21 protein-coding genes and 1 riboswitch are annotated in these 25,760 nt (G+C 58.1%); of the genes, 4 read left to right on the top strand and 17 right to left on the bottom strand.

Translation table 11 applies throughout. The features are described 5' to 3' along the window. Window positions 1-2: 2 nt before the first annotated feature. The 9 genes from folP to GOW92_RS03325 form a co-directional block, all read right to left on the bottom strand. Window positions 3-1,001: a dihydropteroate synthase gene (gene folP / locus GOW92_RS03285; RefSeq protein ID WP_170557953.1), complete on the bottom strand. Its 999-nt coding sequence runs from the start codon at window positions 999-1,001 to the stop codon at window positions 3-5. Beyond that, window positions 998-1,918 (bottom strand): dihydroneopterin aldolase, encoded by a 921-nt coding sequence (locus tag GOW92_RS03290; protein ID WP_170557955.1) that lies wholly within the window; start codon window positions 1,916-1,918, stop codon window positions 998-1,000. The genes folP and GOW92_RS03290 overlap by 4 nt, the downstream gene beginning before the upstream one ends. Before the next feature lie 103 nt (window positions 1,919-2,021). Next, on the bottom strand, window positions 2,022-3,392 hold the full coding sequence (locus tag GOW92_RS03295) for a multicopper oxidase family protein (RefSeq protein WP_170557957.1): 1,371 nt from the start codon (window positions 3,390-3,392) through the stop codon (window positions 2,022-2,024). Between the two features lie 73 nt (window positions 3,393-3,465). Then, on the bottom strand, window positions 3,466-4,107 hold the full coding sequence (locus GOW92_RS03300; RefSeq protein WP_170557959.1) for a cell wall hydrolase: 642 nt from the start codon (window positions 4,105-4,107) through the stop codon (window positions 3,466-3,468). A gap of 186 nt (window positions 4,108-4,293) precedes the next feature. After that, window positions 4,294-6,834: a putative PEP-binding protein gene (locus tag GOW92_RS03305; RefSeq protein ID WP_170557961.1), complete on the bottom strand. Its 2,541-nt coding sequence runs from the start codon at window positions 6,832-6,834 to the stop codon at window positions 4,294-4,296. Between the two features lie 64 nt (window positions 6,835-6,898). Continuing rightward, a complete protein-coding gene (gene glyS / locus GOW92_RS03310; protein WP_170557963.1) occupies window positions 6,899-9,118 on the bottom strand; it encodes a glycine--tRNA ligase subunit beta in 2,220 nt (739 codons plus the stop codon). A gap of 9 nt (window positions 9,119-9,127) precedes the next feature. Beyond that, window positions 9,128-10,342 carry a sodium/glutamate symporter gene (gene gltS, locus GOW92_RS03315; protein ID WP_170557965.1) on the bottom strand — a complete coding sequence of 405 codons (1,215 nt, stop codon included), beginning with the start codon at window positions 10,340-10,342 and terminating at the stop codon, window positions 9,128-9,130. A 7-nt stretch (window positions 10,343-10,349) separates the two neighbouring features. Beyond that, window positions 10,350-10,874: a DUF6446 family protein gene (locus tag GOW92_RS03320; protein ID WP_170557967.1), complete on the bottom strand. Its 525-nt coding sequence runs from the start codon at window positions 10,872-10,874 to the stop codon at window positions 10,350-10,352. Window positions 10,875-11,237: 363 nt separating this feature from the next. Next, a complete protein-coding gene (locus GOW92_RS03325) occupies window positions 11,238-12,167 on the bottom strand; it encodes a glycine--tRNA ligase subunit alpha (RefSeq protein ID WP_170557969.1) in 930 nt (309 codons plus the stop codon). A 205-nt stretch (window positions 12,168-12,372) separates the two neighbouring features. On the opposite strand from GOW92_RS03325, the gene GOW92_RS03330 reads away from it, so the two are divergent. Beyond that, window positions 12,373-14,106, top strand: coding sequence for a serine protease (locus GOW92_RS03330; protein ID WP_170557971.1), 1,734 nt, complete (start codon window positions 12,373-12,375; stop codon window positions 14,104-14,106). Between the two features lie 55 nt (window positions 14,107-14,161). On the opposite strand, the gene GOW92_RS03335 is transcribed toward GOW92_RS03330, so the two are convergent. The 5 genes from GOW92_RS03335 to metZ all read right to left on the bottom strand — a co-directional run bounded on the left by GOW92_RS03335 (window position 14,162) and on the right by metZ (window position 20,634). Then, on the bottom strand, window positions 14,162-15,736 hold the full coding sequence (locus GOW92_RS03335) for a thiamine pyrophosphate-binding protein (protein ID WP_170557973.1): 1,575 nt from the start codon (window positions 15,734-15,736) through the stop codon (window positions 14,162-14,164). Further along, on the bottom strand, window positions 15,736-17,184 hold the full coding sequence (locus GOW92_RS03340; protein ID WP_170557975.1) for a TrkH family potassium uptake protein: 1,449 nt from the start codon (window positions 17,182-17,184) through the stop codon (window positions 15,736-15,738). Before GOW92_RS03340 ends, GOW92_RS03335 begins: the two co-directional genes overlap by 1 nt. Before the next feature lie 51 nt (window positions 17,185-17,235). Further along, entirely contained in the window at window positions 17,236-17,892 is a 657-nt protein-coding gene (locus tag GOW92_RS03345; protein WP_170557977.1) for a hypothetical protein, read from the bottom strand. 278 nt (window positions 17,893-18,170) lie between these two features. Next, the gene (gene folE2, locus GOW92_RS03350) at window positions 18,171-19,274 is read right to left on the bottom strand and encodes a GTP cyclohydrolase FolE2 (RefSeq protein WP_170557979.1); all 1,104 of its coding nucleotides are present in this window, start codon (window positions 19,272-19,274) and stop codon (window positions 18,171-18,173) included. Between the two features lie 169 nt (window positions 19,275-19,443). Next, a complete protein-coding gene (metZ, locus tag GOW92_RS03355) occupies window positions 19,444-20,634 on the bottom strand; it encodes an O-succinylhomoserine sulfhydrylase (protein ID WP_170557981.1) in 1,191 nt (396 codons plus the stop codon). 65 nt (window positions 20,635-20,699) lie between these two features. Then, window positions 20,700-20,777: riboswitch (SAM riboswitch) on the bottom strand. Window positions 20,778-20,898: 121 nt separating this feature from the next. Here metZ and GOW92_RS03360 point away from each other — a divergent pair. Then, window positions 20,899-21,588, top strand: coding sequence for a glutathione S-transferase N-terminal domain-containing protein (locus GOW92_RS03360; protein WP_170557983.1), 690 nt, complete (start codon window positions 20,899-20,901; stop codon window positions 21,586-21,588). 14 nt (window positions 21,589-21,602) lie between these two features. On the opposite strand, the gene GOW92_RS25285 is transcribed toward GOW92_RS03360, so the two are convergent. Continuing rightward, window positions 21,603-22,688, bottom strand: coding sequence for a Hint domain-containing protein (locus GOW92_RS25285; protein ID WP_170557985.1), 1,086 nt, complete (start codon window positions 22,686-22,688; stop codon window positions 21,603-21,605). Between the two features lie 123 nt (window positions 22,689-22,811). Then, entirely contained in the window at window positions 22,812-23,186 is a 375-nt protein-coding gene (locus tag GOW92_RS03370; protein ID WP_170557987.1) for an OB-fold nucleic acid binding domain-containing protein, read from the bottom strand. A gap of 127 nt (window positions 23,187-23,313) precedes the next feature. On the opposite strand from GOW92_RS03370, the gene GOW92_RS03375 reads away from it, so the two are divergent. Together GOW92_RS03375 and GOW92_RS03380 are read left to right on the top strand one after the other, a co-directional pair. Beyond that, window positions 23,314-23,637, top strand: a complete 324-nt coding sequence (locus GOW92_RS03375) for a 2Fe-2S iron-sulfur cluster-binding protein (protein WP_170557989.1) — start codon at window positions 23,314-23,316, stop codon at window positions 23,635-23,637. Beyond that, window positions 23,637-24,380, top strand: a complete 744-nt coding sequence (locus GOW92_RS03380) for an FG-GAP repeat domain-containing protein (protein ID WP_170557991.1) — start codon at window positions 23,637-23,639, stop codon at window positions 24,378-24,380. Before GOW92_RS03375 ends, GOW92_RS03380 begins: the two co-directional genes overlap by 1 nt. A 70-nt stretch (window positions 24,381-24,450) precedes the next feature. Here GOW92_RS03380 and purD read toward each other — a convergent pair whose 3' ends face one another. Further along, window positions 24,451-25,713, bottom strand: coding sequence for a phosphoribosylamine--glycine ligase (gene purD / locus GOW92_RS03385; RefSeq protein WP_170557993.1), 1,263 nt, complete (start codon window positions 25,711-25,713; stop codon window positions 24,451-24,453). Between the last annotated feature and the right edge of the window lie 47 nt (window positions 25,714-25,760).

The raw sequence follows: 25,760 nt of genomic DNA on the forward strand, positions 1-25,760 counted from the left end.
CCTTACCGGACGGCAGCCCAAAGGCGCAAGGCCTGAGCCGTGTCTGCCACATCATGCACGCGCAAAATTTGAACGCCTTGGGACAATCCGGCCAGCCCTACTGCGATAGATCCCGGCGCACGGGCGTCCTTGCGCGGCTCTTTGCCAATTTGCCCGATCATACCTTTTCGGGACACGCCCAACAGTATCGGGCAGCCCAAACCGTGAAACAGGCTGATCCCCTGCAGCAAAGCCAGATTATGCGCCTCAGTCTTACCAAAGCCAATGCCCGGATCGACGATGATCTGATCTCGGTTCAAACCCAGTTTTTCCAGGCTATCTACCTGCCCCTCCAGGAAATCATAGACGTCCAGCAGGACATCCTCATAGGTCGGGTTATCTTGCATCGTGGCCGGATCACCCTGCATGTGCATCACACAAACCGGCGCCCCAACTTCGGCACAAAAAGGCGCAAGCAACGGGTCATAGGTAAAGCCGGTGACGTCGTTGATCAGCCCTGCCCCGGCTTCCCACGCGGCTTTGGCGACAGCGGACTTACGCGTATCTATGGATATCAACGCATCCGTACGGGACTTGATAGCTTCGATCAGCGGGCGGGTCCGGGCGATCTCTTCGTCTTCGGGAACAAAACTCGCTCCGGGTCGGGTAGATTCTCCGCCGATATCCAGAATGGTTGCGTCGTGTGACACCATCTGCTCGGCCGCAGATTGCCCGGCACTAACCGAGTTGTGCACGCCGCCATCCGAGAAACTGTCCGGAGTTGCATTCAGAATACCCATAATATGCGGGCGATCCATGGCAAGGCCCGCAACATCGGCACGTGGACGCGTCAGTCGGTCCAGCGCATCGCTTGGTACATCCTGTACGGCAATGACCATTGGACGTTCTTTTCGGCTTAACCGTTCAACATGGGTAAACCAAAGCGGCTGGCCCGCTAATGGTACAGAACCCGACGGACGGTTAGGACCATGCTGAACCAGAGGTCGAAAATACGAGGTCACAGTTGCGCCTGATCCACCGAAATCGCGCGCAACGGTGTTTTCGGGGCGTCGGGCAGCGCGCCGCCTATCACCATCATCTCGCTCGCTTCAAAAGTCGCGGCAAACCATGCGGCCAGCGCGACCGCATCCGAAGGTGCAGCAGACGGACCATCGACGGCGTCCAGAACGATTTTCGAGGGCGCCCAGACACAAATCTGGCCGTTTTTCATGGCCCAATCCAGCTCAGTCCGTGTTGAGACAACAACGCAACGGTGATCGCGCGCGGCCAGAACCCACGCGTTCTGTTCGATGGCCAGCAGATCAATTCGGCGTTGGGTCATCGCATGGCCGGTTTGGGAAACCGGCATATCTGCGGCTCCGACGCACAGGATCAGAGGGCGTTCACGATTTTCCAGTTGGTCGATCCACCCGGTCAGATTGGGCGAGACGATAGCCTCGTTCGATAGAAAGGCCAAACGCGGATGGGGGCGCTCTTCCTCGACCACGTCTTGATGGGTATTGTCTTTTCCGCGAACAATTTCGACACCTAGGGCGCCGGGACCGCGGTCAAGTTTTTCTATTCTGACGAAAGCTCTTACAGCCTGAGGCTCAAGTAGAATACGTTCCGCCACGCGGTCCGCCAGGGTTTCCAAAAGATTAAGACGTTCGGCCGAAAGCTCAAATGCAATCGCTTCAGTCACCCGGTCGTAGGACAGGATGCGATCCACGTCATCGTCGATGGGATCGCTCAAGGGGCGAACTTCAACCACGATGTTAAAGCAAATCCGCTGGGTCGTTCCACGTTCGGCCTGAAACGCGCCGATCTCTACCTCGACGATATGATCGCGCAAGGAAATACGATCCAGCGGCCCCCGAGAGGCGGTCGCTTCGGACCGCTCGGACGGATGCGCAAAGGCAAGACGGATTTCAGAGCTCATACAGGCGAACCTCTTCGGGCTTTGTGGACGTGTTTGCCCAAAATAAACGATGCGCGCGCGTATAACACCGCAACATGCGTCTTTCCAGCCATCGAATGCGGCGTCAGCTGACGCGGAACCAGCTCATCATACCCGAGGCGGCATGACCCAGCATATGACAATGCAGCAGCCAATCGCCCGGGTTGTCCGCCACAAGTGCAATTTGTCGGGTTTGCCCCCGGTCAACCAACACCGTGTCACGCCACGGCCCCAAACTGCCATCCGGCAGAATAATTCGGAAGTGGTGACCATGTAGATGCATTGCATGAGGAAAGGCAGTTTCGTTCAAAAATTCGATCCGGTGTACCTGCCCCTGACGCGCATCCAAAAACGGGTCCTTGGGGCGTTCAGCGTATCCGTTCAGAGCCCAGAACCGGCCGAGTTGCGCCAACTCACGTCCCGTCAGGTCCTGATCGCCAAGCTTCGCCCCTTCAAGCCAACGCATCGCGCCGCCTTGCAGGGACATGCGATGCAGCGGTGCTTCATCATATTGAAATTCCGGCATATTGTTTGCGGGCAACGCCTCAACACCCTGCCTTCGCTGCGTGGATTCTTCGGTGACGGTAAAGCGTACCAAGCCGTACCCGCCGTCCCGCTCGATACTGGCAAGGCTGGCAACGTCCCCCGACGGAGCGGTCACATCCACAATAAGATCCGCGCGTTGTGCCGGTGCAAGGGGGAAGTCGCCTTCGACAGGCAGTGGCGTTGTCAGCGGCATGCCATCCAGTGCCACAATCCATCCCGTCAGCCCGTCCAAGGCCAAATCAAATATTCGAGCGTTAGATGCGTTTATCAGGCGCAATCGCAGGCGTTCCCCCGATCCAACGTTGTAAGCCGGATCAAAGCTGCCATTGACGGACACGAGATTACCCAGCCGCCCTGCATGACTAAGATCGTGCCCATTGTCGAAATCATCCACGACATGCGCCGTTTCTGGATCCAGACGCCAATCGTCCAGCATCAGCGTCATATCCTTATCAACATCCGGCGGGCTGGAATCTTCAACGATCAAAGGTCCGTACAGACCTCGGGCGACCTGTTCCATGGATCTGTTATGCGAGTGATACCAATACGTTCCGGCATCGGGTGCAACAAAATCATAGTCGAAGGATTGGCCCGTCTCGACAGCGTCCTGCGTCAACCCCGGCACGCCATCCATTGCATTGTCGATCCGAATTCCGTGCCAGTGCACTGCCGTGGGTTGGGACAGATTGTTGATCAGTTTGCGCCTGACACGCCCACCTTGAGGTACACGAATGTCGACCCCGGGCACAGAGCCGCCATAAGTCCATACCGGCGTGGCCGGATACCCCGACGGGGCAATCTGCTGCATCGCTTCTTGCGCGATCAGATCAGAACTGACCGCATGCGCCGCCCGTGGCAGCAGCGCAAGCGCGGTCGAAGTTTGCAAAAACCGTCTGCGGGATAAAATCATAGCGGACCTCCTGGCCCGCTACATAGGTCATGATTTGCCCCGCGCCATCAAGGTTCCAGCGCGGGTGCGTCAATCAGTTGCTCGCGGTCCGATAGTTGTGGCGGTAGAAAATATGGACCCCGATCCGAGCGGTCTCTTTGTAGACACGAGACCATGACGGGCGCACGGCTTTGGTGTGATAGTGAGTCGCCCCTTCGGTAAGCCCCACGCCAACGCCGTCGATTGCTGCGCGGGCAACCTTGGACACACGTTCATAGGCTTTTTTCTCGCGGATTACTTCCTTTTGACCATCGCAAGTGTAGGTGAACTGGCACTGGTACTTCTTGCCGGTTCCCTGCTTGATCACCCCGCACAGCGAGCTTGGAAAGCGGCTGCTTTTGACCCGGTTCAGGATCACCTCGGCCACGGCAAACTGACCGCGCACGCTTTCACCGCGCGCTTCAAAGTACAGCGCCTCGGCAAGACATTTAAAGTTCTCGTCTCCGGAAGCCTTGGGGAGTTGATCCAACCAGGACTTTGAATACGAAACTTTTTCCAGCACAGGCGCCTTACGGGGCTTGAACAGATTCAGATAGTCGCGAAAGTTTTGCCCGGGCAATTCGCTCCGGGTCACAAGTTCGCGTTTGGCAGATTCGGTGGCTTCCCTCTCAGCGACGGAAACACTCGGCAGCACGGTTGCTGCCAATGTGGCAACAGCCATTATGTATCGTAGCATCAGATAACCTCGCACAGGCACATTCAGCGCCAGACCCTCCCCCGGCGGGCGCGATGAGGCTCATACCGAATTCAAACGGCGACGTCCAGTTCTGACGAAAAAGCAAGTGGAAAATCGCCGTTTCGTCAACAATATTTGACGACGGCGCTCTCTGTCTCCTACTAATTCTTGAGTGCTGGCCTTCTGTCAACCCCCAAGTCTGGACGAAATTGCAAGTTGAGCGGCAGCCAGCCGAGCGACGGGCACCCGGAAGGGTGAGCAGGACACATAGTCAAAGCCCAATTCCCGGCAAATAGCGATTGATTCGGGGTTACCGCCATGTTCGCCGCAAACCGATAGGGTCACGTCGGGCTGCGCTTGCCGACCGCGCTCAGCCCCAAGTTTAAGCAGCTCACCGACACCGTCTGCGTCCAGCACATGAAACGGGTCTTCTACGAACACGCCTTGCCGCACGTAAGCCGACATAAACCGACCCGCATCATCGCGAGACAAGCCGTAGGTCATCTGGGTCAGGTCGTTGGTGCCAAAACTCAGGAACGATGTCTGCGGAGCGATCTCATCCGCACGCAAGCAGGCCCGCGGGGTTTCGACCATCACGCCCAACCGGTATTCGAACTCTTGCCCATGCTCTGCTGCAACGGATGCTGCAACCGAATCGATGCGCGCCTTGACCAGTTCGACCTCGCGCTTGGCGGATACCAGAGGAATCATCACCTCGGGCACGACAGGTGCGCCATCTTTGCTGGCCTCAAGCGTGGCCTCAAAAATTGCGCGCGCCTGCATGTCATAGATTTCGGGAACCGTCACACCCAGACGTACACCGCGCAGGCCCAGCATCGGGTTGTACTCGGTCATTTCCGCTACCCGCCGCTCCACGTCAGAAACCGGCAGGTCCAGCGCTTCGGCGAGTTCGCGTTGCCCAGTGCGCGTGGTGGGCAAAAATTCGTGCAACGGTGGGTCAAACAGACGAATACAGACCGGCTGACCTTCCATAATCCGAAAAAGCTGGGCGAAGTCGTCGCGCTGCATCGGCAACAGGCGTTCCAACACCGCTGCGCGACCGGATGAGGTTTGTGCAAAGATCATCTCGCGCATCACGATCAGGCGGCCGGGATCAAAGAACATATGTTCCGTCCGGCAGAGTCCGATCCCCTGCGCCATGAAGTTCCGCGCTGTCTGCGCGTCGGCGGGCGTGTCCGCATTGGCGCGAATTGCGATGTCGCGTTCCTCATCGGCCCAGCCCATAAGGGTTTGGAAGCAGTCGTCAAGCGCGGCCTCAAGCATGGTCGGCTGTCCAGCCAGCACCTGCCCCGAGCTGCCGTCGATCGTCACCGTGTCGCCCGTTTTGAAGACACGCCCATCCGGTGCGGTCAGCTGCTTTTTCTTGGTCTGAAACCGCATCTCGGACGCGCCAACGATACACGGCAGACCCAAACCTCGGCCAATCACGGCCGCGTGGCTGGTCATGCCGCCCTTTTCGGTCAGCACAGCCACAGCGGCGTGCATGCCCCGCACATCTTCCGGAGAGGTCTCGCGCCGCACCAAAATACACGGCTCCCCGCGCGCGGCACTTGCTTGCGCCTCGGCCGAGGTGAACACGATCTTGCCTGTCGCAGCACCCGGGCTGGCTGCAATGCCAGTGGTCAGCGTATCCCGTTCCGCATCCGGGTGAACCTGACGGTGCAGCAACTCGTTCAGCGAATGCGGATCGACCCGCATCACCGCCTCTTGCGGCGGGATGATGCCATCTTCAGCCAATCGCACGGCGATGCGCATCGCGGCCCGGGCACTGCGTTGCACCCGCACGCCATCCAAAATGTGAACATGGCCGTTTTCGATCACGAATTCGACCTGCATTTCCTCGCGCAGCTTGACGCGCATCAGCGCCGCATGGGCCTTGAGTGCGGCAAAAGCTTCGGGCGCGACGTCCTCCAAAGACACCCCGCGCGGGTCCTTTTCCAGATAAAGCGCTGCGACGCCCTCTCCCAGCGCATCCCGCCCCTGGCTCTGGCTCAGATAACGACCGGTCAGCTGAGGCAATCCGGTGGCCGGATCAATCAGTTGCAACACGCCCGATCCGCACTCGCCCTGCCCGACGCCGGGGATCATCTCCTGGATCACAAGCCCCAAGCCTGCATCTGCCGGGGCGCCCTTGGCCTGACGCAACAATCGGGCCGAGGTGCCCTCCCACGCTCGCGCCATCGAACGCAGAACGGCGATCAGCTGCTCGCCGCGATCTTGCGGAAAGGCTTCGTCCGTCTCGTCCTCGTATGCGCGCAGGGACTCCTGCAGACCTTCGCGGCCATCCGCTTCAATCTCGTCAAATACATCCGGGTCCAGCCGCGCCACGTGCACCGCATAGCTTTGGACAAACCGCAAATACAGCGCGGCTGCGGCCTCGACACCCATCGAATCCGACAGGTCGACATAGCGCGCATCATTCATGCCGATGTTCAGAATGGCGCCGGGACCGCCCCAATCAGGGTCCTCGGAACTGGGCCGGACACAAAGCAGCGCGGTCTGATCGAACTGCTCCAGAATGGCTACGATATCTGGCACCTGCCCGTCCGATATCTGATGAACCGCATCAAAGGACAACGCAACCGTCCGTGGGACTGGCAGGTCTAGCCGAACAAGACGCTGCAAGCATTTTGCCCGCCCGCCATGTGTGTTGGCGGCTACGGGCGCTTCGGACGTGATAAGTGTGGTATGCGGATTATTCTGCACTGCGGCACCTTTTGGTTTGCACGCAGCATAAGCCCCTGCACCAATGGCGCAAGGGCGTTCTGGATCAGCCTTCGATACGGCTCAGATCAGCAACACTGGAGCAGACCTGACGGATCTGGCTCAGCAGGTTCAACCGGTTACGGCGCAGGATGTCATTGTCGGTGTTGACCTGAACATCCTCGAAAAACGCATCGACCGGACCGCGCAAACCTGCCATAGCCGACATCGCGCTCGGGAAATCTTCGGCTTTCAAGGCCGGGTCGATCTGGGCCTGCGTGGCCTCAAGTGCACCGAAGAGGGCTTTTTCGCTATCGGTTTCCGCAAACTTGATATCCGCACCATATGAGTACTCGACCCCGTCCTTTTCCTCGGCCTGGGTCAGAATGTTGTTCGCGCGTTTGAACCCCTGCACGAGGTTTTCACCGTCCTCAGTCGCGATCACCGCGTTCAGCGCGCGGGCGCGTTTGACCAGCAGGTTCAGGTCGTCATTGCCGTCCATCGCGATGCAGGCGTCGATGATGTCGTGGCGGATGCCTTCATCGCGGAGGAAGGTTTTGAGGCGGTCGTGGAAGAAAGAAAGCAGGTCATCGGACGCGTCTGGGACTTTCTTCTCCAACCCAAGAAATTCAGCGGTCGGCTTTTCGCCGAGATTGTCTTTGACCGCTTTGAACGCTGCGCCGAAGACGCCGTGATCCGCGATTTCTTCTAGCAGGTCCTCGACATTTGATTTCGACAACGCGTCATTGATGGCGCCTTCTGCCCGGACCAATTGGCTATCAAAGAACCGATCCAAGCTTAGACGCAAATCGTTTTCCAGTATCAACCGCGTCGCGCCCAACGCTGCACGACGTAGAGCAAACGGGTCCTTCGATCCGGTCGGCTTCTCGTCAATCGCCCAGAAGCCGGTCAGCGTGTCCAGCTTGTCGGCCAGCGCCACGGTCACCGACAACGGCGCAGTCGGCACGTCGTCCGAGGGGCCGAGTGGCGAGTAATGCTCCTGCGCAACGGCGGCCACGGCGGCATCTTCGCTTGCGGCCTCAATGTAGTACCGCCCCATAAGTCCCTGAAGTTCGGGGAATTCATAGACCATCTCGGAACTCAGATCCGCTTTGGCCAGTCGCGCGGCCGTCTCAACCTGATCTGCATCTGCGCCAGTTACTTCCGCCAATTCTCGGGCCAATGCCGCAATACGGTCGATCCGCTCGGCCTGTGTGCCCAGCTTGTTATGGAAGGTCACATACTCCAACGCGCGGGTCCATTGGGCGATATCCGATTTGGCCACGCGCAGGTCGTTCTCCCAGAAGAACTTGGCATCCGCCAGACGCGCCGACAGAACCTTTTGGTTGCCTGCCAGAATAGTCGCGCCATTATCGGTGGTTTCGCGGTTTGCAACAGTAATGAACTGTTCGATCCGGCTGGTTTTGGGATTGCGGACCGAGAAGAATTTCTGATGCTCCTTCATCGAAGTCTGCAGCACCTCGGGTGGCAGCTCCAGGAACTCGTCGTCGATCCGCCCCATCAGGACGACCGGCCACTCGACTAGGCCGGCAACCTCGGCCAACAGGCCCTTGTCGTCGACCACTTCCAGACCCGCCGCAAAGGCAAGGTTCTGAGCGTCGTTCCAAATATGCTCAGCGCGTTCTGCAGGCGAAAGCACAACGAATGCGCGTTTCAGCTTGGCGGCGTAGTCCTCAAAGGACGACACGGCGAACCGACCCGGCGCCATGAAACGGTGACCCTCGGTGGTATCGCCGGACTTGATGCCATCGACTTCCATCGGCACGACCTGCGCGCCGGTCTCATCGGTCAGGATGCACAGGATTGAGTGCAGCGGGCGTACCCAGCGCAGACCGCCACTGCCCCAGCGCATGGATTTCGGCCAGGGGAAGTTACGGATCGTCGCCTCAAGCACTTCTGCAACGATTTCAGCTGCCGGGCGTCCTGCCTTTTCGATGGTGGCGAAATAAACCGCGCCTTTGGGTGTTTCACGCTCTTCAAGTTGATCGCGGGTCAGACCTGCGCCCCGCAGGAAACCTTCGATGGCTTTATCCGGAGCACCAACTTTCGGACCCTTGCGTTCCTCGCGGATCATGGGGCTTTCTGAAAGCAACCCTTCGACCGCCAGCGTCAGGCGGCGCGGCGTTGTCAGAGTAGCAGCAGAGGCGTAGGTCAAACCGGCCTCGACCAGACCATCGGTGATCCGCTTTTTCAGGTCTTCACCGGCGCGGGTCTGCATGCGCGCGGGGATTTCCTCGGAAAACAATTCGATCAGCAGGTCGGGCATATTCGGTCCTTAGAAATTTACGATCGTCTGAATGACGATGGCATTAGCGATATCCACAAAGAATGCGGATACAAGGGGCAATACGATAAAAGCAATAGGCGATGGGCCATATCGTTTGGTGACAGCGGTCATATTTGCGATGGCGGTCGGGGTTGCACCCAAGGCAAAGCCTCCGAACCCGGCTGCCAGAACGGCAGCGCGGTAGTTGGAGCCCATGACAGGAAACAGAACCCAGATCACAAAGGCCGCCGTGAACAGCGTCTGGGCGGACATGATGACCACAATGGCAAGACCGAGTTCCGCGATGGTCCAAAGCTGCAGGCTCATCAGTGACATCGCCAGAAACGCGCCCAGCGAAAATTCAGAGATCAGCGCCAGCGAAGGCGTGCGTTCTACCGGTGGCCTGCTGGGCGCAAGCCAGGCGCGGAAGTTGGCGATCACGATGCCCATGATCAGGCAGGGCACGAAAAGCGGCAGCTTCAAACCGGCGGCGCTGATTACCTCGCCCAGCGAGTATCCCGCGATGATTGCCAGGTTGAGGAACAGCAGAACCCGCATGATCGACAGGTGGTCGATCTTGCTGGACGCGTCATCGTCGTCAGCGGGAAGCCCCACTGTGTGATCCTCGTCGGGGCGTGCAGGGCTGAGGTTGCGCCCTTCGACCAAAAGCCGCGCAATCGGTCCGCCAATCAAAGCAGCCAGCACCAACCCAAGTGTTGCAACGGCAACGCCTAGCTCGGTTGCGCCGTCCAGACCGGTAGCCTCGGCAACTTCTGGAGCCCAAGCAATCGCAGTTCCGTGCCCGCCGATCAGAGATGCCGAGCCGAACAAAACCCCAGCCTGCGCCGGATACCCGAATATCGTCGCCCCAATCGCCCCGATACCGTTTTGCGCGACGATCGTCACCAATGTCAGGATCAAAAGCAAAAACAAGGGCTTGCCACCTGATATCAAATCGGAAATCCGCGCGTTCAGCCCGATTCCAGCAAAGAACACCACCAAAAGGAAGTCCCGGGTGGCCAGATCAAAGGACAGCTCAAGATCAAAAACCAGATACAACGCCAGCACGACCAGCGAGGCCAGCAACCCACCCGTGACAGGTTCCGGAATGTTGAACTGGCGCAACGCATTTACACGCGCGTTGATCTCAGCCCCCAGCAGATAGACCGCAAACCCCAACGTGGCCGTTAGAAAGTCAGGTATCTGTAAGGTCTCGGCAGTCATCCCATCCTCAATTCTGTGGCCGGTCCGGGCATTCTTCGCCAATTACAGTGCCGTCATAGGCCTTTTCCCCGCAATTGTTCAGCGCGTGCCAAACATAGCCTTTGCCGTCATTTGTGACGGCAACAATACGGTCCACGCCAAAGTGGATATTCTTCGCCCCCAAAAAGGCCTTGGCCTCACCTGATTTCAGCGCATCCGCGACCGCCACAGCGTCAAAGCAATCGAACCACCCGGGCGCGGTCAGTGGCTCTGCATCCTTGACCACGACATAGGTTTCTTCAATCTGCGCTGGGGTCAGATCGGTTTCGAAACAAGCACGATAGCGTATAGGTGAGCTGTCTGCGTCGATAGCCCGAAACGCGCTGTAGGAAATCGGTGCGGGTGCCTCGGCCCCTTCTGTCATTAACAAGACGTCCTGTCCGGGATTGTGTTCAACGTCATAATAAAACCCGTAGATCTGCAAGTAATACATCCCGAACCCGGCCGCCGCTGCGGAGATCAGAAGTATGATCGCAAGCACTTTTCCTGTCATCGTCTTTTCCTTCTGCTCACGATGCCTTTTTCACGATCGGTAAGTAGTACAGATTCCAATTGATCACAGGTCTCAACGAGACTTTCGGGACGGGCTGCACCCTTGCCAGAGGTTTCTTCGGCGCGTTTTTTGCTATTGCGAACCTGGTCACCAACCCACCAGACTTCTTTGCGTCAAGGTCGGATTTTTCCCGGCCGATCAGCGTTACGTCACGACAAAAACGACGCTCTTTTGCCTGATCCTCGGCACCGCTTTTGCGGCTACGGGACACCAAACGCTGGACCTGTACGGCGTCAACATCGATGATTTGAGCGAGGCAGCTGGCCTTAGTTTCCTGCTGCCCGGGCTGAGCTGAGAGGCACATCAGGCCTCGAACCCGGCGGCCTCGGTCAGCAGGAACGCATCCGCACATTGTTTCGCCAAGGCCCGGACGCGGCCAATATAGGCCTGACGCTCCGTCACCGAAATAACGCCGCGCGCATCCAGCAGATTAAAAACATGGCTGGCCTTGATGCACTGATCATAGGCCGGATGTGCCATGACGATGCGTTTGCCGGTCTTCGGGTCGTCATGGTCCTGCGCGAGAATGGCCGCGCATTCGGCCTCGGCCTCTTCGAAGTGACGCAGCAGAACCTCGGTATTGGCCACGTCAAAGTTCCAACGGGCGTATTCCTCTTCGGTCTGCTTAAATATTTCGCCGTAGGTCAGCGGGCTTGGCGATTGCGGGTCGTTGAAGGGCATGTCCATCACGTGATCGATGCCCAGCACATACATGGCCAGACGCTCCAGACCATAGGTCAGCTCGCCCGAAACCGGTGCGCAATCATGGCCACCGACCTGCTGGAAATAGGTGAACTGGCTGACTTCCATGCCGTCACACCAGACTTCCCAACCCAAACCCCAAGCACCCAAGGTTGGGCTTTCCCAGTCATCCTCGACAAATCGGATGTCGTGCAGGTTCATGTCGATGCCAATCGCCTCGAGCGACCCCAGATACAGTTCCTGCAGATCCGGCGGGCTCGGTTTGATCAGAACCTGGTATTGATAGTAATGCTGCAAACGGTTGGGGTTTTCACCGTAACGTCCATCCGTGGGGCGGCGCGACGGCTGCACATAGGCCGCAGCCCACGCTTTCGAGCCCAAAGCACGCAAGGTAGTGGCCGGGTGGAACGTACCTGCCCCAACCTCCATGTCATATGGCTGTAGAATGGCGCAGCCTTTCGAGGCCCAATAGGTCTGAAGCCGCAAGATAATCTCTTGAAAAGAACGTGGTGCGCTGGACTGGTCGGTCATGACATTCCCTTTGGACGCCACTGCGCCCGGTTCCGTTGGGTTTTGTCCTTCCTATGCAAGGGGCCGTTGGGCGTCAACGGGCCGCAAGGCTTATGCTGTCACTGCGCCGCCACACTGGAAATTCCCCGTATTCCGGGCATGGCTTTCGGTGCAGGAATTCGCGTAGTGTCCGGCAAAGATAAAACACTGCGGACACGGGCAGACAATGACTCGCATATTAACGGCAATTTTGTTTCTTTTTCTCATCGGCGCGCGCGCTGTATTTGCACAGCAGGACGCAGGCGTCTGGGTGCAAGTCGAGGCGCAGCCTTCACTACGCGAAGCGCAGGAACGTGCGCAGGCCTATGCCAGCACCCTACCGGACGTAAACGGTTTTCGCTTGAACTCTGGCTGGTATGCCATTGTTATTGGTCCATATTTGCGCAGCGACGCTGAGCAGGTCTTGAGCGTATACCGAGCCGAGGGGCAAATCCCCGCGGATAGCTACATCGCGTTTTCAAGCGCGCTAGGTCAGCAATTCTGGCCGGTTGGTGTGAACATTCTGGACCGGGGCGTCGTAGCGCCGCCAGTTGAACCGCAGCCTGAACAGCCGGTTGTGGGTTTGACCCCGCAGGCCTCGGACGAGACACGCTCGCAGGCGCTGCAAAGCGAGCGCCTTCTCAGCACGCAAGAGCGTATGGACTTGCAAACCGCCCTACAGGCCGCGGGTTTTTACAATTCAACGATTGACGGGGCATTTGGCCAGGGCACGCGCAGGTCTATGGGCGACTGGCAGCGGTTCAATGGCTTTGAGGCAACCGGCGTTCTGACAACCGCACAGCGCAAAGCTCTTATGGACGATTTCAACGCCCCCCTTCTAAGCGTCGGGATGGAGCGATATTCTGATCCCCAAGCCGGTATCGATCTGGACCTGCCGCTTGGTGTCGTCGCATTTGACCGGTACGAGGCTCCGTTTGTTCACTTCACGGGCACGACCGACTTGGACGCCAAGGCCCTGTTGATCAGTCAGAAGGGCGACAAGGCCACCTTGCGTGCCCTCTACGAAGTGATGCAGTCGCTGGAAATCGTTCCTCTGGACGGCCTGCGGCAACTGCGCGGCGACAGTTTTACGCTGGAAGGACGCGGCAATGGGATCGTGTCCCACAGCGAAGCGCGGCTGGATGACGGACAGATCAAAGGCTTTACTCTGGTCTGGCCCGAAGGTGACGACGACCGTCTTGCCAGAGTTCTGGCTGCGACGCGCGCCAGCTTTACTGCAACCGACACAGTGCTGGACTCAGCAGCGGGTGCCAACGCCGAGCAGCGAATTGACCTCGTGTCCGGGCTGCAGGTACGAACGCCGCGCCTGTCGCGTTCCGGCTTTTTCGCAGATGCCAGTGGCACGGTCCTAACTGTGTTCGAGGCCGCAGACAGCTGTACACGGATCACGCTTGACGGCGATCAAGAGTTTGAGGTTGCTTCGTCGGACGCCGATCTGGGTGTCGCGGTTCTGCGCCCCAACCGTAATCTGGTTCCAGTTAACGTGGCAGAGTTCAGTGCCGATGCCCCGCGCATTCAATCCGAAGTCGCGGTGTCCGGGTTCTCGTATCAGGGCGCATTGGGCGCACCGACGCTTACTTATGGTCAGATCGCAGATGTGCGCGGCCTGAACGGTGAGGACGGGGTGAAACGCCTCGCATTGGCAGCTCAACCCGGCGACGCGGGGGGGCCGGTATTTGACGGCAGTGGTCAGGTTGTTGGCATGCTGTTGCCTACCCCGACCGAGGGCCGCACCCTGCCCGCCTCGGTCAGCCTAGCCGCCACGGCGAGCAGCCTGAACGAAGTTCTGGCAAAGGCTGGGGTATCCGGTCAATCCGGTCAGCCTACGGCGCAGATCTCACCGAACGAACTCAGCCGTCGGGCAACCGGGATGACCGTATTGGTTCATTGCTGGGACTGAGTTCGCACGAAATTGTTCAAAGCGCCGCTCGATTGGGCGGCGCTTTTTTTGTTGGCTAAAGGATTTCCGGAGTGACGCGGATCAATGTCGGAACCGGGGCCGCAAAAGCCGACCGGACTGCCTGTTGCATCTCGTCCAAACTAGAGGGCGCGGACGACAAAGCACCGAAGGCCTCGGCCAGTTTGCAGAAATCCGGGTTGCGCGCCACGACCGCATTCGGAGCGATCTGACCCCGGACCATACTTTCCTCGATCTCTTTTAGCTTTCCATTATCCCAGAGGATAATTGGCAGAGACAGGCCCAGTTCAACCGCCGCCCCAAGTTCCTGCATCGTATAGTGAAAACCGTAATCACCGGCGATCACTGCTGTTGGTTTTCCTCGGCGCGCCACGGCCCCGCCGATACCGGCCGGCAGCGCGTAACCAAGTGTCCCGAACCCGGTCGGATGGTGCCAATGGTAAGGATAGGCCATATCCCAGACCTCTTTGGCGACATAAGCGAACTGGGTCATGTCGGAATAGATCATGGTGTCGCCTGGCATAGCCTCGCGCAATGCATCCATCACTGGAACAATGCCCGGTCGCTCGGCATCCACTTCGGCCCGCCAACGGGTGCGGGCGTTGGCTACTTCCTCGGTTGTCCAGCCGGTTGCCGGTTTGACATTGTCGATTGCCGCCCAAAGCGCATGGGCAAATCCTTCACCATCCGCCTGCAACTTCACCGCAGCGCGGTGGTGATCAGACAGAACTTTCGGGTCCAAGTCGATGCGCACAAGATTGGCCGAATTGCCGAGCTTGTTACGCCAAAGGTCCACCTCGCCCAATTCTGCGCCCACAACGACTACAAGGTCGGCCGAGGCGATGACATCGGCGCTGCCCGGTCGCGGCAGCGTGGCGCCAAAGTCCAACGCATAGCCCAGACCCGCCATTCCACGCCCCGCATAAGTGGTGAAACACGCGGCGCCCAACTCTGTCAGGATTTGCCGCCAAAGGTTCGACCGTGCGCCACCACCCAGAATAAACAGCGGACGCTTCGCGATGTTCAGCATGGACATCACCGGCGCAAGGTCGGGCGGCAGGACTTTTGTGCGTAGCCCCGGCTGATTTGGAAACGGCGCGGGATCGGCATCTGCCTCAAGCTGCGCAATCGGCACCTGAATGTGCTTTGGACGTGGACGGCTGAGTTCAAACTCTTCAAACGCCCGCTCGACCAAACCATAAGCGGCCTGAGCAGTATTCGCCTGATGCGACCAGTCCGTTACGGTTTCAGCTGCGGCGCGTTGATCCTTCATCTGGTGTAGCTGACCATGCACGGCTTGCGTTTCATCCAGACACGAGGACATCACGAGCATCGGTACTGAGTCCGTATAGGCCTGCCCCATCGGCGTCATGATATTGCACAGCCCAGGTCCGGTGATGACATAAGCAACACCCGGCTTGCCGGTCGCACGAGCGTAGCCGTCGGCCATGAACCCGGCACCCTGCTCGTGCCGGGCCAGCACATGGGTGATCCCAGCCTCTTCAATCCCACGATACATTTCCTGATTGTGCACGCCGGGAATACCAAAGATCACATCCACTCCACGATCCCGCAGCATATGCGAAATCTGCGCACCAAGGGGTCTTTTCATCAATTCCTCCAGAACTGGACAGTGAACAGAGCGTAGACGGCCAAAAGCTCAAGCCGACCCACAAGCATACCGATCGAAAGCAGCCACTTCGCTGTGTCGCTCAGCCCTGCAAAGTTACCCGCCGGTCCGATCTTATCCCCCAGCCCTGGCCCGACGTTGGCCAGCGCGGTCGCGGCTCCTGATACGGCCGTTATGAAATCCAATCCAGTCAGCGCCAGCGCCCAGGCAAGAACGCCCAGAGAAACCACGAAAAACATGAAGAAACTCATGACCGAGGTCAGAACATCCGGGCCTATCGAACGGCCATCGTATTGCGGCGTGAACACCCCGTGGGGTGAGCGGATACGGCGGATCTGAGTCTTGATCGACGCAAACAGCAGTTGATACCGGAAGATCTTGATGGAACAGGCTGTTGAGCCCGCGCAGCCGCCAATCAGGCCGATCAGAAAGAACATCATGATCGGGAAACTGCCCCAGGCCATGTAATCAACGCTGGCATAGCCGGTGCCCGAAATGATCGACGTGATGTTGAACAGGGATTCACGTACGGCCTGTTCCCAATGATGCGGGAACACTGATGTCAGAAAGACGGCCATGATGACCACCAGTACAAGAATGGTCGCCATAAAGGTTCGTATCTGGCTGTCCCTGAAAATTGATCGAGTATTGCCATTGGCGAACTGGACGTAGCGCACGAACGGCAGTGCAGCGAGGATCATGAAGACAGCAGCCGCATATTCTGCCGGGCCCGAGAAGGTACCAAAAGACGCGTCATAATTCGAAAACCCGCCCGTTGAGATCGTCGTCAACGCGTGGACCACGGCATCAAAAAAGCCCATGCCAAGACCGGCATAGACCAGTGCGCAAACAACGGTCAGAAAGACATAGATAAGTGAAATCTGACCCGCGATTTCCTGCGCGCGCGGCAAGATTTTACCCATGGTTTCAAATCCTTCCGAGCGGAAGATCTGCATGCCCCCGACCCGAAGCTCTGGCAGGAAAACCATGGCCACGACAATGATGCCGATACCGCCCAACCATTGCAGCAGACCACGCCACAACAGCAAACCCTGCGGCAGGTCATCAAGGCCCGAAATCACAGTCGATCCGGTTGTCGTCAGGCCGGACATCGCCTCGAAATAGGCATCGACAAAGCGCAGTTCGGTCTCGCCAAGCAGAAATGGGATAGCCCCGAAAAACGGCAGCGCGACCCAGACGCCCGTGGTCAGCAAAAAGGTCTGACGGATCGTGAGACCTTCACCCACGCCGTTCGAGCAGCTCATCGCCAGAATGACACCAGTGAGGACTGTGATGACCGCGCTTTCAAGAAAAACGTGCCACTCGCCCCGGCCTTCGATGAAGTCCGCAAGCATAGGCAGCATCATGGTCGCCCCAAGAATGGCGACCAATAGGCCAATCACATATCCAACCGGGCGCATATCCGTCATGAGGCGCAGCGTTGGCGCGCCTACACGACTGTGTCAAGCCGGTGTCGGGATTTACCCGTCCGTTTTGCCTGCCGATGTGGGCATCGCGGGCGGTTTGGACGGGGCGCGCGTTCGACGCGCCTGGGCTGTCTGCGCCACCTCAGTTTTTTCCGCTTCGACTTTGGCAGGTGCCGGTTCAGGTGCGACTGGCTTGAGGGCCGTTGGTTTGGCCGGGGCCTTGGGCACAGCGGTGTTCGCAGCCGCAGGTTTTGGCTTTGCAACTGCTGCAGGCTGCGGCGCAGGTGTTTTCTTGGCGACTGCAGGCGCAGCCGCAGGCTTTGGTTTGGCCGCTGGCTGCTTTTGGTTGACTGTGGGCTTTTCTGCAACTTCGACCGGTTTGACCGCCACCGACGCTGTTTTAGTCTCAGTGGCTTTGGGTGATTCGACCTTGGGCTTTGCTGCAACTTTCTTACGAGCTACAGGCTTGGGTTTGGCGACCGCTTTGGGCTTCGCCTTTGCGACTGGTTTTGCCTTGGGCGCAGGTTTTGCCGTTGGTGCAACCGGTGTCGGGGCCGATGCGGATACGTGCAGGGCACTAACCGACACAAACGGCAACTCCATCGCCGAACGGGTCAAAATCTGCATAATTTTCATCTGGTTGCTAACCGCATAGCCTGCCATTCGGATGGCTGCTGCCTGAAACTCCAGCGGTTGGGAAATTGGATTCATACGTTAGTTCTCCTCTGAAAGCGATGCAGCCTGCAAAAGAGTAAAAAGACCTGCCCGTCCCGAATATTCGGGCGGATCAAGCGGTCATGAAGTCCTGAGCGTCGCACGTCTCAGCTTCCTTTCAGTGTGGCTGGCGTACGAACAGAAATTCGCCAGCCACGGCTGCATTCCGCATCAGTGTAACGTGAACTACTGTGCGAATGCAGCACGAATTGCCGCGCTGCGGCGGAAAACCGCTTTTAGTCTAGTATTGATACTTTATTGATCCACCCTGCCCATCACCCGACGTGGAACAGGGTGGTGAACAACCGTGGGTCAAGACTGGGCGATACAAAGGTCGGACCTTCGGTCAGAACCGAAACCGCATCATGGCTGTGCAGGCTTTCCTGATGGCTTGCGACCACACGGAAATCACCGATATGGTGATCGGCCAGCAGCTCGGCACAGAACAGGCGGGCTGCATCTTCGACAAAGATCGGGTTGGCCGCGTTAAGTTCGGCAAAGGCCTGCTCGTCCTCACGTTTGACCATTACCTGAGTCTCTGTCGGCACAGCACGGCGGCAAATGGCGATCAGATCCTCGAACCACAGACAATCTGTGTCGCAATCGACCACAACCGAAATCCGAGCTACTGAGCGCTGAGAATGCGGAGTCGCCAGTTGTCCGCGCGTCGAACGCGCATGTTCGCTAAGCTCCAGCGAACAGGGGCAGGTCGAGGAATAGACGTAATCCAAATGCATAATCTTCTGGCGCACACCACCCTGTTCGACCAGCTCCAACGCGATGTCGTAATACTGGTACCCCTCCAGACCGGACCGCAGGCTTTGCACCCGGTCGGGGTAGGAAAACCGCATCTGAATGCGCGCATCAAAGCTGTCCAGATCGGTCATGTAGTCATCCAGCGCGGCCTCCATAACCTCAAAGCTGAATGTCCGTTCGGCGTGCTTGTAGAACGAGCGCATGATCCGGGACATATTGATGCCCTTCTTTTCAGCATCAAGGCTGACAGTGCCAGTAACCGAGGTCTCAAGCGCCAGATCATCGCCATTCTTGCGGTGAAATCGGATCGGCAGACGGAAGTTCGAGATACCAACATGCTGGATTTGCTGCTTGGCGCCCCGGATCAGGCTGGACGGGCCATTCTGCAGATCCGGCAAGGTCGCGCGATACGCACTGTCAACGGTAAAGCCTTCTGGGTACTCGCGCGACAGAGACGGATAGTTTACGGGCACCAGACCAGGAACAAGACGCGCAATTGCCGGGTCAAGCTGGCTGATCTCGGCCTCGGTCGCGGACTCGGCCCATTTGCGCAATGTCTTCAACGCGGCTGCGGCTTCGTCATTGTCGGGCATATCCTCAATGTCGCGGGAGTGCACGTTCATCGATCGGGTTCCTCGGTTGGTCGCCGGACATTATTCGGGCTCGGCTTGCTTTCCAGTTTAGCTTTATACGCTGAAAAACACAGCCCGGATCGAAATTCGGCGAAAAACGCATGACTTACGTCATTTTCACCTAGGTTCGACCCGGTTTTCAGTAAACCGCTGCGGCAAGTTAACGTTGCGACACGTCCAGCGCGTGTTTGATGTCTGCAAGCAGGTCGCCCGCATCCTCCAAACCGACGGAAAAGCGGATCAAGCCCGGTGTGATGCCCAATTCGTCCTTCTGATCGTCGCTCAGACGCTGATGCGTAGTCGTTGCGGGGTGTGTCGCGATTGACTTGGCATCGCCCAGATTGTTCGAGATGACGGGGATCGTCAGCGCGTTCAGGAACGCAAACGCCGCGTGCTTGCCGCCCTTGATATCCAGCGAAAGGACCGTTCCGCCTTTACCGCCCAATTGGGTTTGCACCAACGCGTTTTGCGCATGGGTCTTCAAACCCGGATAGAGCGTGCGTTCCAGCGCCGTATGCCCCTCCAGAGCTTCGGCAATGGTCTGCGCCGTCTCGGCCTGCGCGTTCACGCGCAGAGCCATCGTTTCCAGCCCCTTCAGCATGATCCACGCATTGAACGGGCTCAACGCACCGCCAGTGTGCTTAAGGTAGGGCTCAACCGTTCCCCGGATGAAGTCCTTGGTACCAATTATGACACCACCCAGAGCTCGCCCCTGCCCGTCAATGTGCTTGGTCGCGGAATAGACGACAACATCTGCACCCTGCTCGATTGCGCGCGAGAAGACGGGCGTGGAAAAGACATTGTCCACGATCACGACCGCACCGACCGCATGGGCCAGTTCGGCAACCGCAGAAATATCGATCACCTCGAGCGTCGGGTTTGACATGGATTCAAAGAAGACGGCTTTGGTCTCTGGCCGGATGGCAGCTTTCCAGGCCCCCAGATCGGTGCCGTCGACAAAGGTAACGTCTACACCATAGCGGGTCAGGATGTTTTCAAGAATGTACAGGCAGGACCCAAACAGAGCCTTGGCCGACACCACATGATCGCCAGCCTGCAGCATCGAGGTCAGCGCCGCATTCACCGCAGCCATACCTGACGCGGTTGCAAAGGCATCCTCGCCGCCTTCCAGCGCCGCAATGCGCTGTTCGAACATGGAAACGGTCGGGTTGCCATAGCGAGCATAGATGAACTCATCCGGGCCGGTCTCGATGAACCGTGCTTCGGCCTGCTCGGCAGTCTCATACACAAAGCCCTGCGTCAGAAAGATCGCCTCGCTGACTTCGTTATATTGGCTACGGCGGGTGCCGCCATGGACGGCTTGGGTGCGTTTGTTCCAGCTCTCGCTCATCTCATTCCTCTCGACCCTTGTCTGGCAAGGGCAACAAAAAAACCCCAGACGCGGTCAAGCGAAAGGGGCCTTTCATCCTGACCTTTTAGCGGTGTTGTTTAGCGTGGCCCGCAATCCGGTAACAAATCGCCACGTAGCTTCTGCGACGCAAATACGCCGCGCGTCCTTGGCCGTCAAGTCCGCTTGCCATGTGTCACGCTTTCGTAACCGCCTCTTGCCGATTGCTCAGAATACATCATGATTTCGTCAACCTAAGGAGGCACTATGATCGATCTGTATTTCTGGCCCACGCCGAATGGTTGGAAGGCATCCATCGCTTTGGAAGAGATGGAGCTGCCTTACACCACCCACCTGATCAATATCGGCAAGGGTGATCAGTTCGACCCCGAGTTCCTTAAAATCGCCCCCAACAATCGCATGCCCGCAATCGTCGACCCCGACGGGCCCGACGGCGCACCGATCTCGGTTTTTGAGAGCGGCGCGATCCTGATGTACCTGGCCCGCAAGACAGGTCGCTTTTACGGCAACACCGAGCGTGACCGGATCGCAGTCGAGGAATGGCTGATGTGGCAGATGGGCGGCGTCGGCCCGATGGCTGGTCAGGCGCATCATTTCCTGAAGTACGCGCCGCAACTGGACCCGCCGCAGGACCTGCCTTACCCCAAAGACCGATACCGGTCGGAGGTTGCACGCTTGTATGGGGTGCTGGATCGTCGGCTGTCTGAAAACGAATACGTCGCGGGCGATTTCTATTCCATCGCCGACATGTCAATCTGGGGCTGGGCCAGCCTGTGGGAGGGTCAGCAGCAGGTTTTAGACGATAAACCCCACTTTACCCGCTGGCTCGAAACGCTTAGCGACCGCCCCGGCGTTAAGGCCGGACGCGCGCTACATGCCGAGTTACGTGGAGACCATCGGGACAAGCAATCGCAGGGGGTCTTGTTCAAACGGTGAAACGACTTGAAGACCTACCGCATGTATTGCGAAATCACCATTGCAGCTTCGTGTTTTCTGAGGACCTTCGCTGCGGTTGGTCCGTACCCCCACGGCAAGCTTTCAAAAATGTCAGGGAAGATTTCAGCGAGTTCCAATTGCGCTTCATGCGCCATGCCCTTTAACGCGATATCCCCTGGAAACAGACTTTCCGTATATGCGCCGTTTGACACCACAATCTCGTGCTTGTCGAAAATAAAGTGGTAATAGACGACACGGCAAGAATCCGAGACAACCTCAACCCCCGGCAGATCTAACAGGAACTTCGCGGGTACCAGAACGTCTGCATCCTCAAAAAGCAATTCCAGCCCGGCAGCAGAAACAAGTATCCGGTGGTTGGGCGACACAAAAAGGTCGGATGCTGGCAATCCTTGGCCCAATGCTCCTTTGGCAATTCTAACGGGCTTCAGATAGCATTTATCAGCACGCGAGACATCAACCGACCGTGATCCGATCCACTTGATCTCTTTAGCCTGCCCCTCAGCGGTCAAAACCAGATCGCCGACCTCAAGCATTTCAACAGCCTTTTCACCTGACGGTGTCCCGATCAGCGTGCCCTGAACGAAACAAGGGACGTCAACGATTGCATCCGGATCTGTCGTATCCGGCGCGTTGTCCGGTGTCACATTTGACGGGGTAGAATCGTAAGCAACGCCCGGCACCAACGGTTCAGAGGTTATGTAACCCGCAAGAACGCCGTCCACTTCAACCCTGTATACGGTTATTGTACCGCCATCGGGATCTGCAAGCGCATAGGACTCTTCAAGATAGATGTTCCCGTTTTCGGTAAGGCCGGAAATTGGATTGCCGTCCAGATCTGTAACAAGACCTTGTTGGGTCAGGTCATCCCCGATTTCGTTGTTGAAACGGTCTCCATTGAAATCCGTACCATTGTCAGGGTCACCGTTGATAAGCGGCGGTGGCCCGGGTTCGTCCTCAACATTGAATACGCGCCGGTCTGTGCTGGGATCGTAGGTTGGTGACAGCGTGACTGTACCAAAACCAAACACCGTCACCGATATGACGTCAGGCGAGTAACCTATGTAGGAATAGTTTGCCACGTGAAACCTCGGACCAATTACGGTGCTCAATGTTCATCGATCAGGATGCCTTGTGTCCATCAGTTTCTGCGACGGTCCTTCAAAATGCAAATATTCGATTTTTAGTGCATCTTTTCTGCCAGATTATACAGCCTCCCCCCGCACCAACACATCCAACATCCCCGAAATATCCTCGATCTCTTCAGCGATCACATGGGTCACCGAATGCGCCCGCTGCATCCGACCGGTGACCTTCAGCAACCGCCCTGAGATCACCGCGCGGCGAAACTGCTCGTAGATCTTGCGCCAAACCACCACATTCACGATGCCGGTCTCATCCTCAAGCGTGACAAAGATCACTCCCTTCGCTGTGCCCGGCCTCTGCCGTAGGATCACCAGCCCCGCAACGGTCACCAGCGCCCCTTCGGGCGGGTCATCCAACCGATTGGCGGGCAAGCATGCAGGCGGGCGCGGCCAGGTCCGGTCCGAAGATGCAGGGCGGGAAGACAACACAATCATGAGAACAAAAATAGAACATACGCAAGGAAAGTCCATAGGCGGCGTGACGAGTCGCAAATGATACTGGAAAGAGCTAAATGCCTTCACTAAGGAAGAATTCGACAAGCGAAAAAGGAAGACGCACGCAATGGCAAAGATCACCTATGTCGAGCACGGCGGTACCGAACATACAGTCGACGTCGCCAACGGCCTGACCGTCATGGAAGGGGCCCGTGACAACAATATCCCCGGCATCGAGGCCGATTGCGGCGGCGCCTGCGCCTGTTCGACCTGCCACGTCTATATCCACCCCGACTGGGTCGAAAAGGTCCCGGCCAAGGATGACATGGAAGAAGACATGCTGGACTTCGCCTACGAGCCTGACCCAGCCCGCTCACGCCTGACCTGCCAGATCAAGGTCACCGACGATCTGGACGGGCTGGTCGTTCAAATGCCGGAAAAGCAGATCTGATGCACTCCAAAGCGCCGCGCCAACCCGAACGCCTCTGGCATCGTCGGGCACGCGGCGCGCTGCTGGCACTATTTTCGGGGCTGGCAGGCGTGTCTCCATCAATTGCCGACACGATAACAATCGCTCGTTTCATAGAGCCCACCACACGCTATGCCCACGGGGTTTTAGGTGACAATATAGAGTACGGCGCACTAGAGCTGACCGTTAACGATGAGGTGTTCACCGTTCGCCTGCCTCCCGACAGAGTATTTGAAGACCTCGCCCCGCGGCTAGCAGATGTAGACGCGGATGGCAAAAGCGAGGTCATCGTCGTCGAATCTCACAATCAAACAGGCGCTCAGCTGGCCATATACAACTCGCGCGGAGAAAAGATTGCCGCGACGCCCCATATCGGCACTCGCTATCGCTGGCTCGCGCCGGTCGGCGCGGCCGATCTGGACGGCGACGGTAACGTCGAGATCGCCTATGTCGATCGCCCGCATTTGGCCAAAACCCTGCGCATCTGGCGCTTTGCCGACGGCGAGCTTACCGAAATCGCGTCTCTGCCTAATCTCACAAATCACCGCATTGGAGAGGACTATATCTCCGGCGGCCTGCGCAATTGCAGCGGCACTCCGGAACTGATCCTTGCCAGTGGAAACTGGAAACGCATAGTCAGCGTCTCATACGAAAACGGCTGGGCCGAAACCGACCTCGCCCCCTTTACGGGCCCCAAAAGCCTAAAGCGCGCGCTGACCTGCTGATCTGTCCAATAATGTACTTGGGGTGTAAGGCCTCGGGCCAAGGGGCAAAGCACCCTGCCTCGTTAACTGATCACAGTGCCCGCCAGCCGATATCCCGGCGATAAAAGCCTTCTGGCCAATCCACGCCCTCAACCATCGCGTAAGCCCGATCCCGAGCCTTCTGCAAGGTCTCGCCGCGGGCGGTTACATTCAACACGCGCCCGCCTGCTGCCTGCACCTGCCCCTCAGAGGTCTTGGTGCCGGCGTGAAAGACCATGTTACTGCTATCTTCAGGAAGAGCGTCCAAGCCCCTGATCGCGGTCCCTTTTTCATAAGATCCAGGATAGCCTTGCGCCGCCATCACAACCGTCATTGCATGATCGTTGGCCCAGTTAACCTGCGTTTCGCTCAAACGCCCCTCGGCCGCAGCATGAAGCAAATCCAGCACCTGCGCGCCAAGGCGCATCATCAGGACCTGGCATTCCGGGTCACCAAAACGGACGTTGTATTCAACCAACCTTGGCTGGTCGTCCTTGATCATCAGGCCCGCGTACAAGACGCCCTGAAACGGCATGCCCCGGCGTTTCATCTCGGCCATGGTCGGACGCACGATTTCTTCCATCGCCCGCGCCTCAATCTCGGTGCTCAGAACGGGTGCAGGCGAATACGCCCCCATGCCGCCGGTATTCAGACCTGTGTCGCCCTCGCCTACGCGTTTGTGGTCCTGTGCCGTGCCGATGGACAGGATGTCCTCACCATCACACAGCACGAACAAGGACGCTTCCTCGCCCTCCATGAATTCCTCGATGACCACCTCGGCACCCGCGCCGCCGAATGCTCCGCCGAACATGTCATCAATGGCGTCCAGCGCGGTTTTCTCATCCATTGCCACAATCACGCCTTTGCCTGCGGCCAGACCATCGGCTTTAACCACGATCGGCGCGCCCTGCTCGCGGATATAGACCTTGGCAGGTTCAGCTTCGGTGAAACGAGCATAAGCCGCCGTGGGCGCGTTCGAAGCGTCGCAGATTTCCTTGGTGAAACTCTTGGACGCTTCCAGCTGCGCGGCATCGGCAGACGGTCCAAAGACCAGCACACCTGCCTCGCGCAGGCGATCGGCAACGCCGGCGGCCAGAGGCGCTTCGGGGCCAACTATCACGAAATCAATCGCGTTCTCTTCGGCAAAGCTGACAACCGCACCGCCATTCTCGATATCCAGCGCAGCACAATCAGCGATCTGCGCAATCCCGGCATTTCCCGGTGCCACGATCAGACGGTCACACTTGGGGTTTTGCATCACAGCCCAGGCGAGGCTGTGTTCGCGCCCGCCGCTGCCGAGAATAAGGATGTTCATGAAGGTCTCCGATCTGCTTGGCCTCGCCTTCCGGGCGTTCTAAGCTG

The organism is Ruegeria atlantica, from assembly GCF_013032505.1.
GTDB classification, from domain to species: Bacteria; Pseudomonadota; Alphaproteobacteria; order Rhodobacterales; family Rhodobacteraceae; genus Ruegeria; species Ruegeria atlantica_F.

Bases quoted from the DNA above. Each gene is read 5' to 3' on its own strand.
- GOW92_RS03290 (WP_170557955.1), bottom strand. From the start codon at position 1,918: ATGAGCTCTGAAATCCGTCTTGCCTTTGCGCATCCGTCCGAGCGGTCC.
- GOW92_RS03295 (WP_170557957.1), bottom strand. From the start codon at position 3,392: ATGATTTTATCCCGCAGACGGTTTTTGCAAACTTCGACCGCGCTTGCG.
- GOW92_RS03300 (WP_170557959.1), bottom strand. From the start codon at position 4,107: ATGCTACGATACATAATGGCTGTTGCCACATTGGCAGCAACCGTGCTG.
- glyS (WP_170557963.1), bottom strand. From the start codon at position 9,118: ATGCCCGACCTGCTGATCGAATTGTTTTCCGAGGAAATCCCCGCGCGC.
- gltS (WP_170557965.1), bottom strand. From the start codon at position 10,342: ATGACTGCCGAGACCTTACAGATACCTGACTTTCTAACGGCCACGTTG.
- GOW92_RS03320 (WP_170557967.1), bottom strand. From the start codon at position 10,874: ATGACAGGAAAAGTGCTTGCGATCATACTTCTGATCTCCGCAGCGGCG.
- GOW92_RS03325 (WP_170557969.1), bottom strand. From the start codon at position 12,167: ATGACCGACCAGTCCAGCGCACCACGTTCTTTTCAAGAGATTATCTTG.
- GOW92_RS03330 (WP_170557971.1), top strand. From the start codon at position 12,373: ATGACTCGCATATTAACGGCAATTTTGTTTCTTTTTCTCATCGGCGCG.
- GOW92_RS03335 (WP_170557973.1), bottom strand. From the start codon at position 15,736: ATGAAAAGACCCCTTGGTGCGCAGATTTCGCATATGCTGCGGGATCGT.
- GOW92_RS03340 (WP_170557975.1), bottom strand. From the start codon at position 17,184: ATGACGGATATGCGCCCGGTTGGATATGTGATTGGCCTATTGGTCGCC.
- GOW92_RS03345 (WP_170557977.1), bottom strand. From the start codon at position 17,892: ATGAATCCAATTTCCCAACCGCTGGAGTTTCAGGCAGCAGCCATCCGA.
- folE2 (WP_170557979.1), bottom strand. From the start codon at position 19,274: ATGAACGTGCACTCCCGCGACATTGAGGATATGCCCGACAATGACGAA.
- metZ (WP_170557981.1), bottom strand. From the start codon at position 20,634: ATGAGCGAGAGCTGGAACAAACGCACCCAAGCCGTCCATGGCGGCACC.
- GOW92_RS03360 (WP_170557983.1), top strand. From the start codon at position 20,899: ATGATCGATCTGTATTTCTGGCCCACGCCGAATGGTTGGAAGGCATCC.
- GOW92_RS03370 (WP_170557987.1), bottom strand. From the start codon at position 23,186: ATGATTGTGTTGTCTTCCCGCCCTGCATCTTCGGACCGGACCTGGCCG.
- GOW92_RS03375 (WP_170557989.1), top strand. From the start codon at position 23,314: ATGGCAAAGATCACCTATGTCGAGCACGGCGGTACCGAACATACAGTC.
- GOW92_RS03380 (WP_170557991.1), top strand. From the start codon at position 23,637: ATGCACTCCAAAGCGCCGCGCCAACCCGAACGCCTCTGGCATCGTCGG.
- purD (WP_170557993.1), bottom strand. From the start codon at position 25,713: ATGAACATCCTTATTCTCGGCAGCGGCGGGCGCGAACACAGCCTCGCC.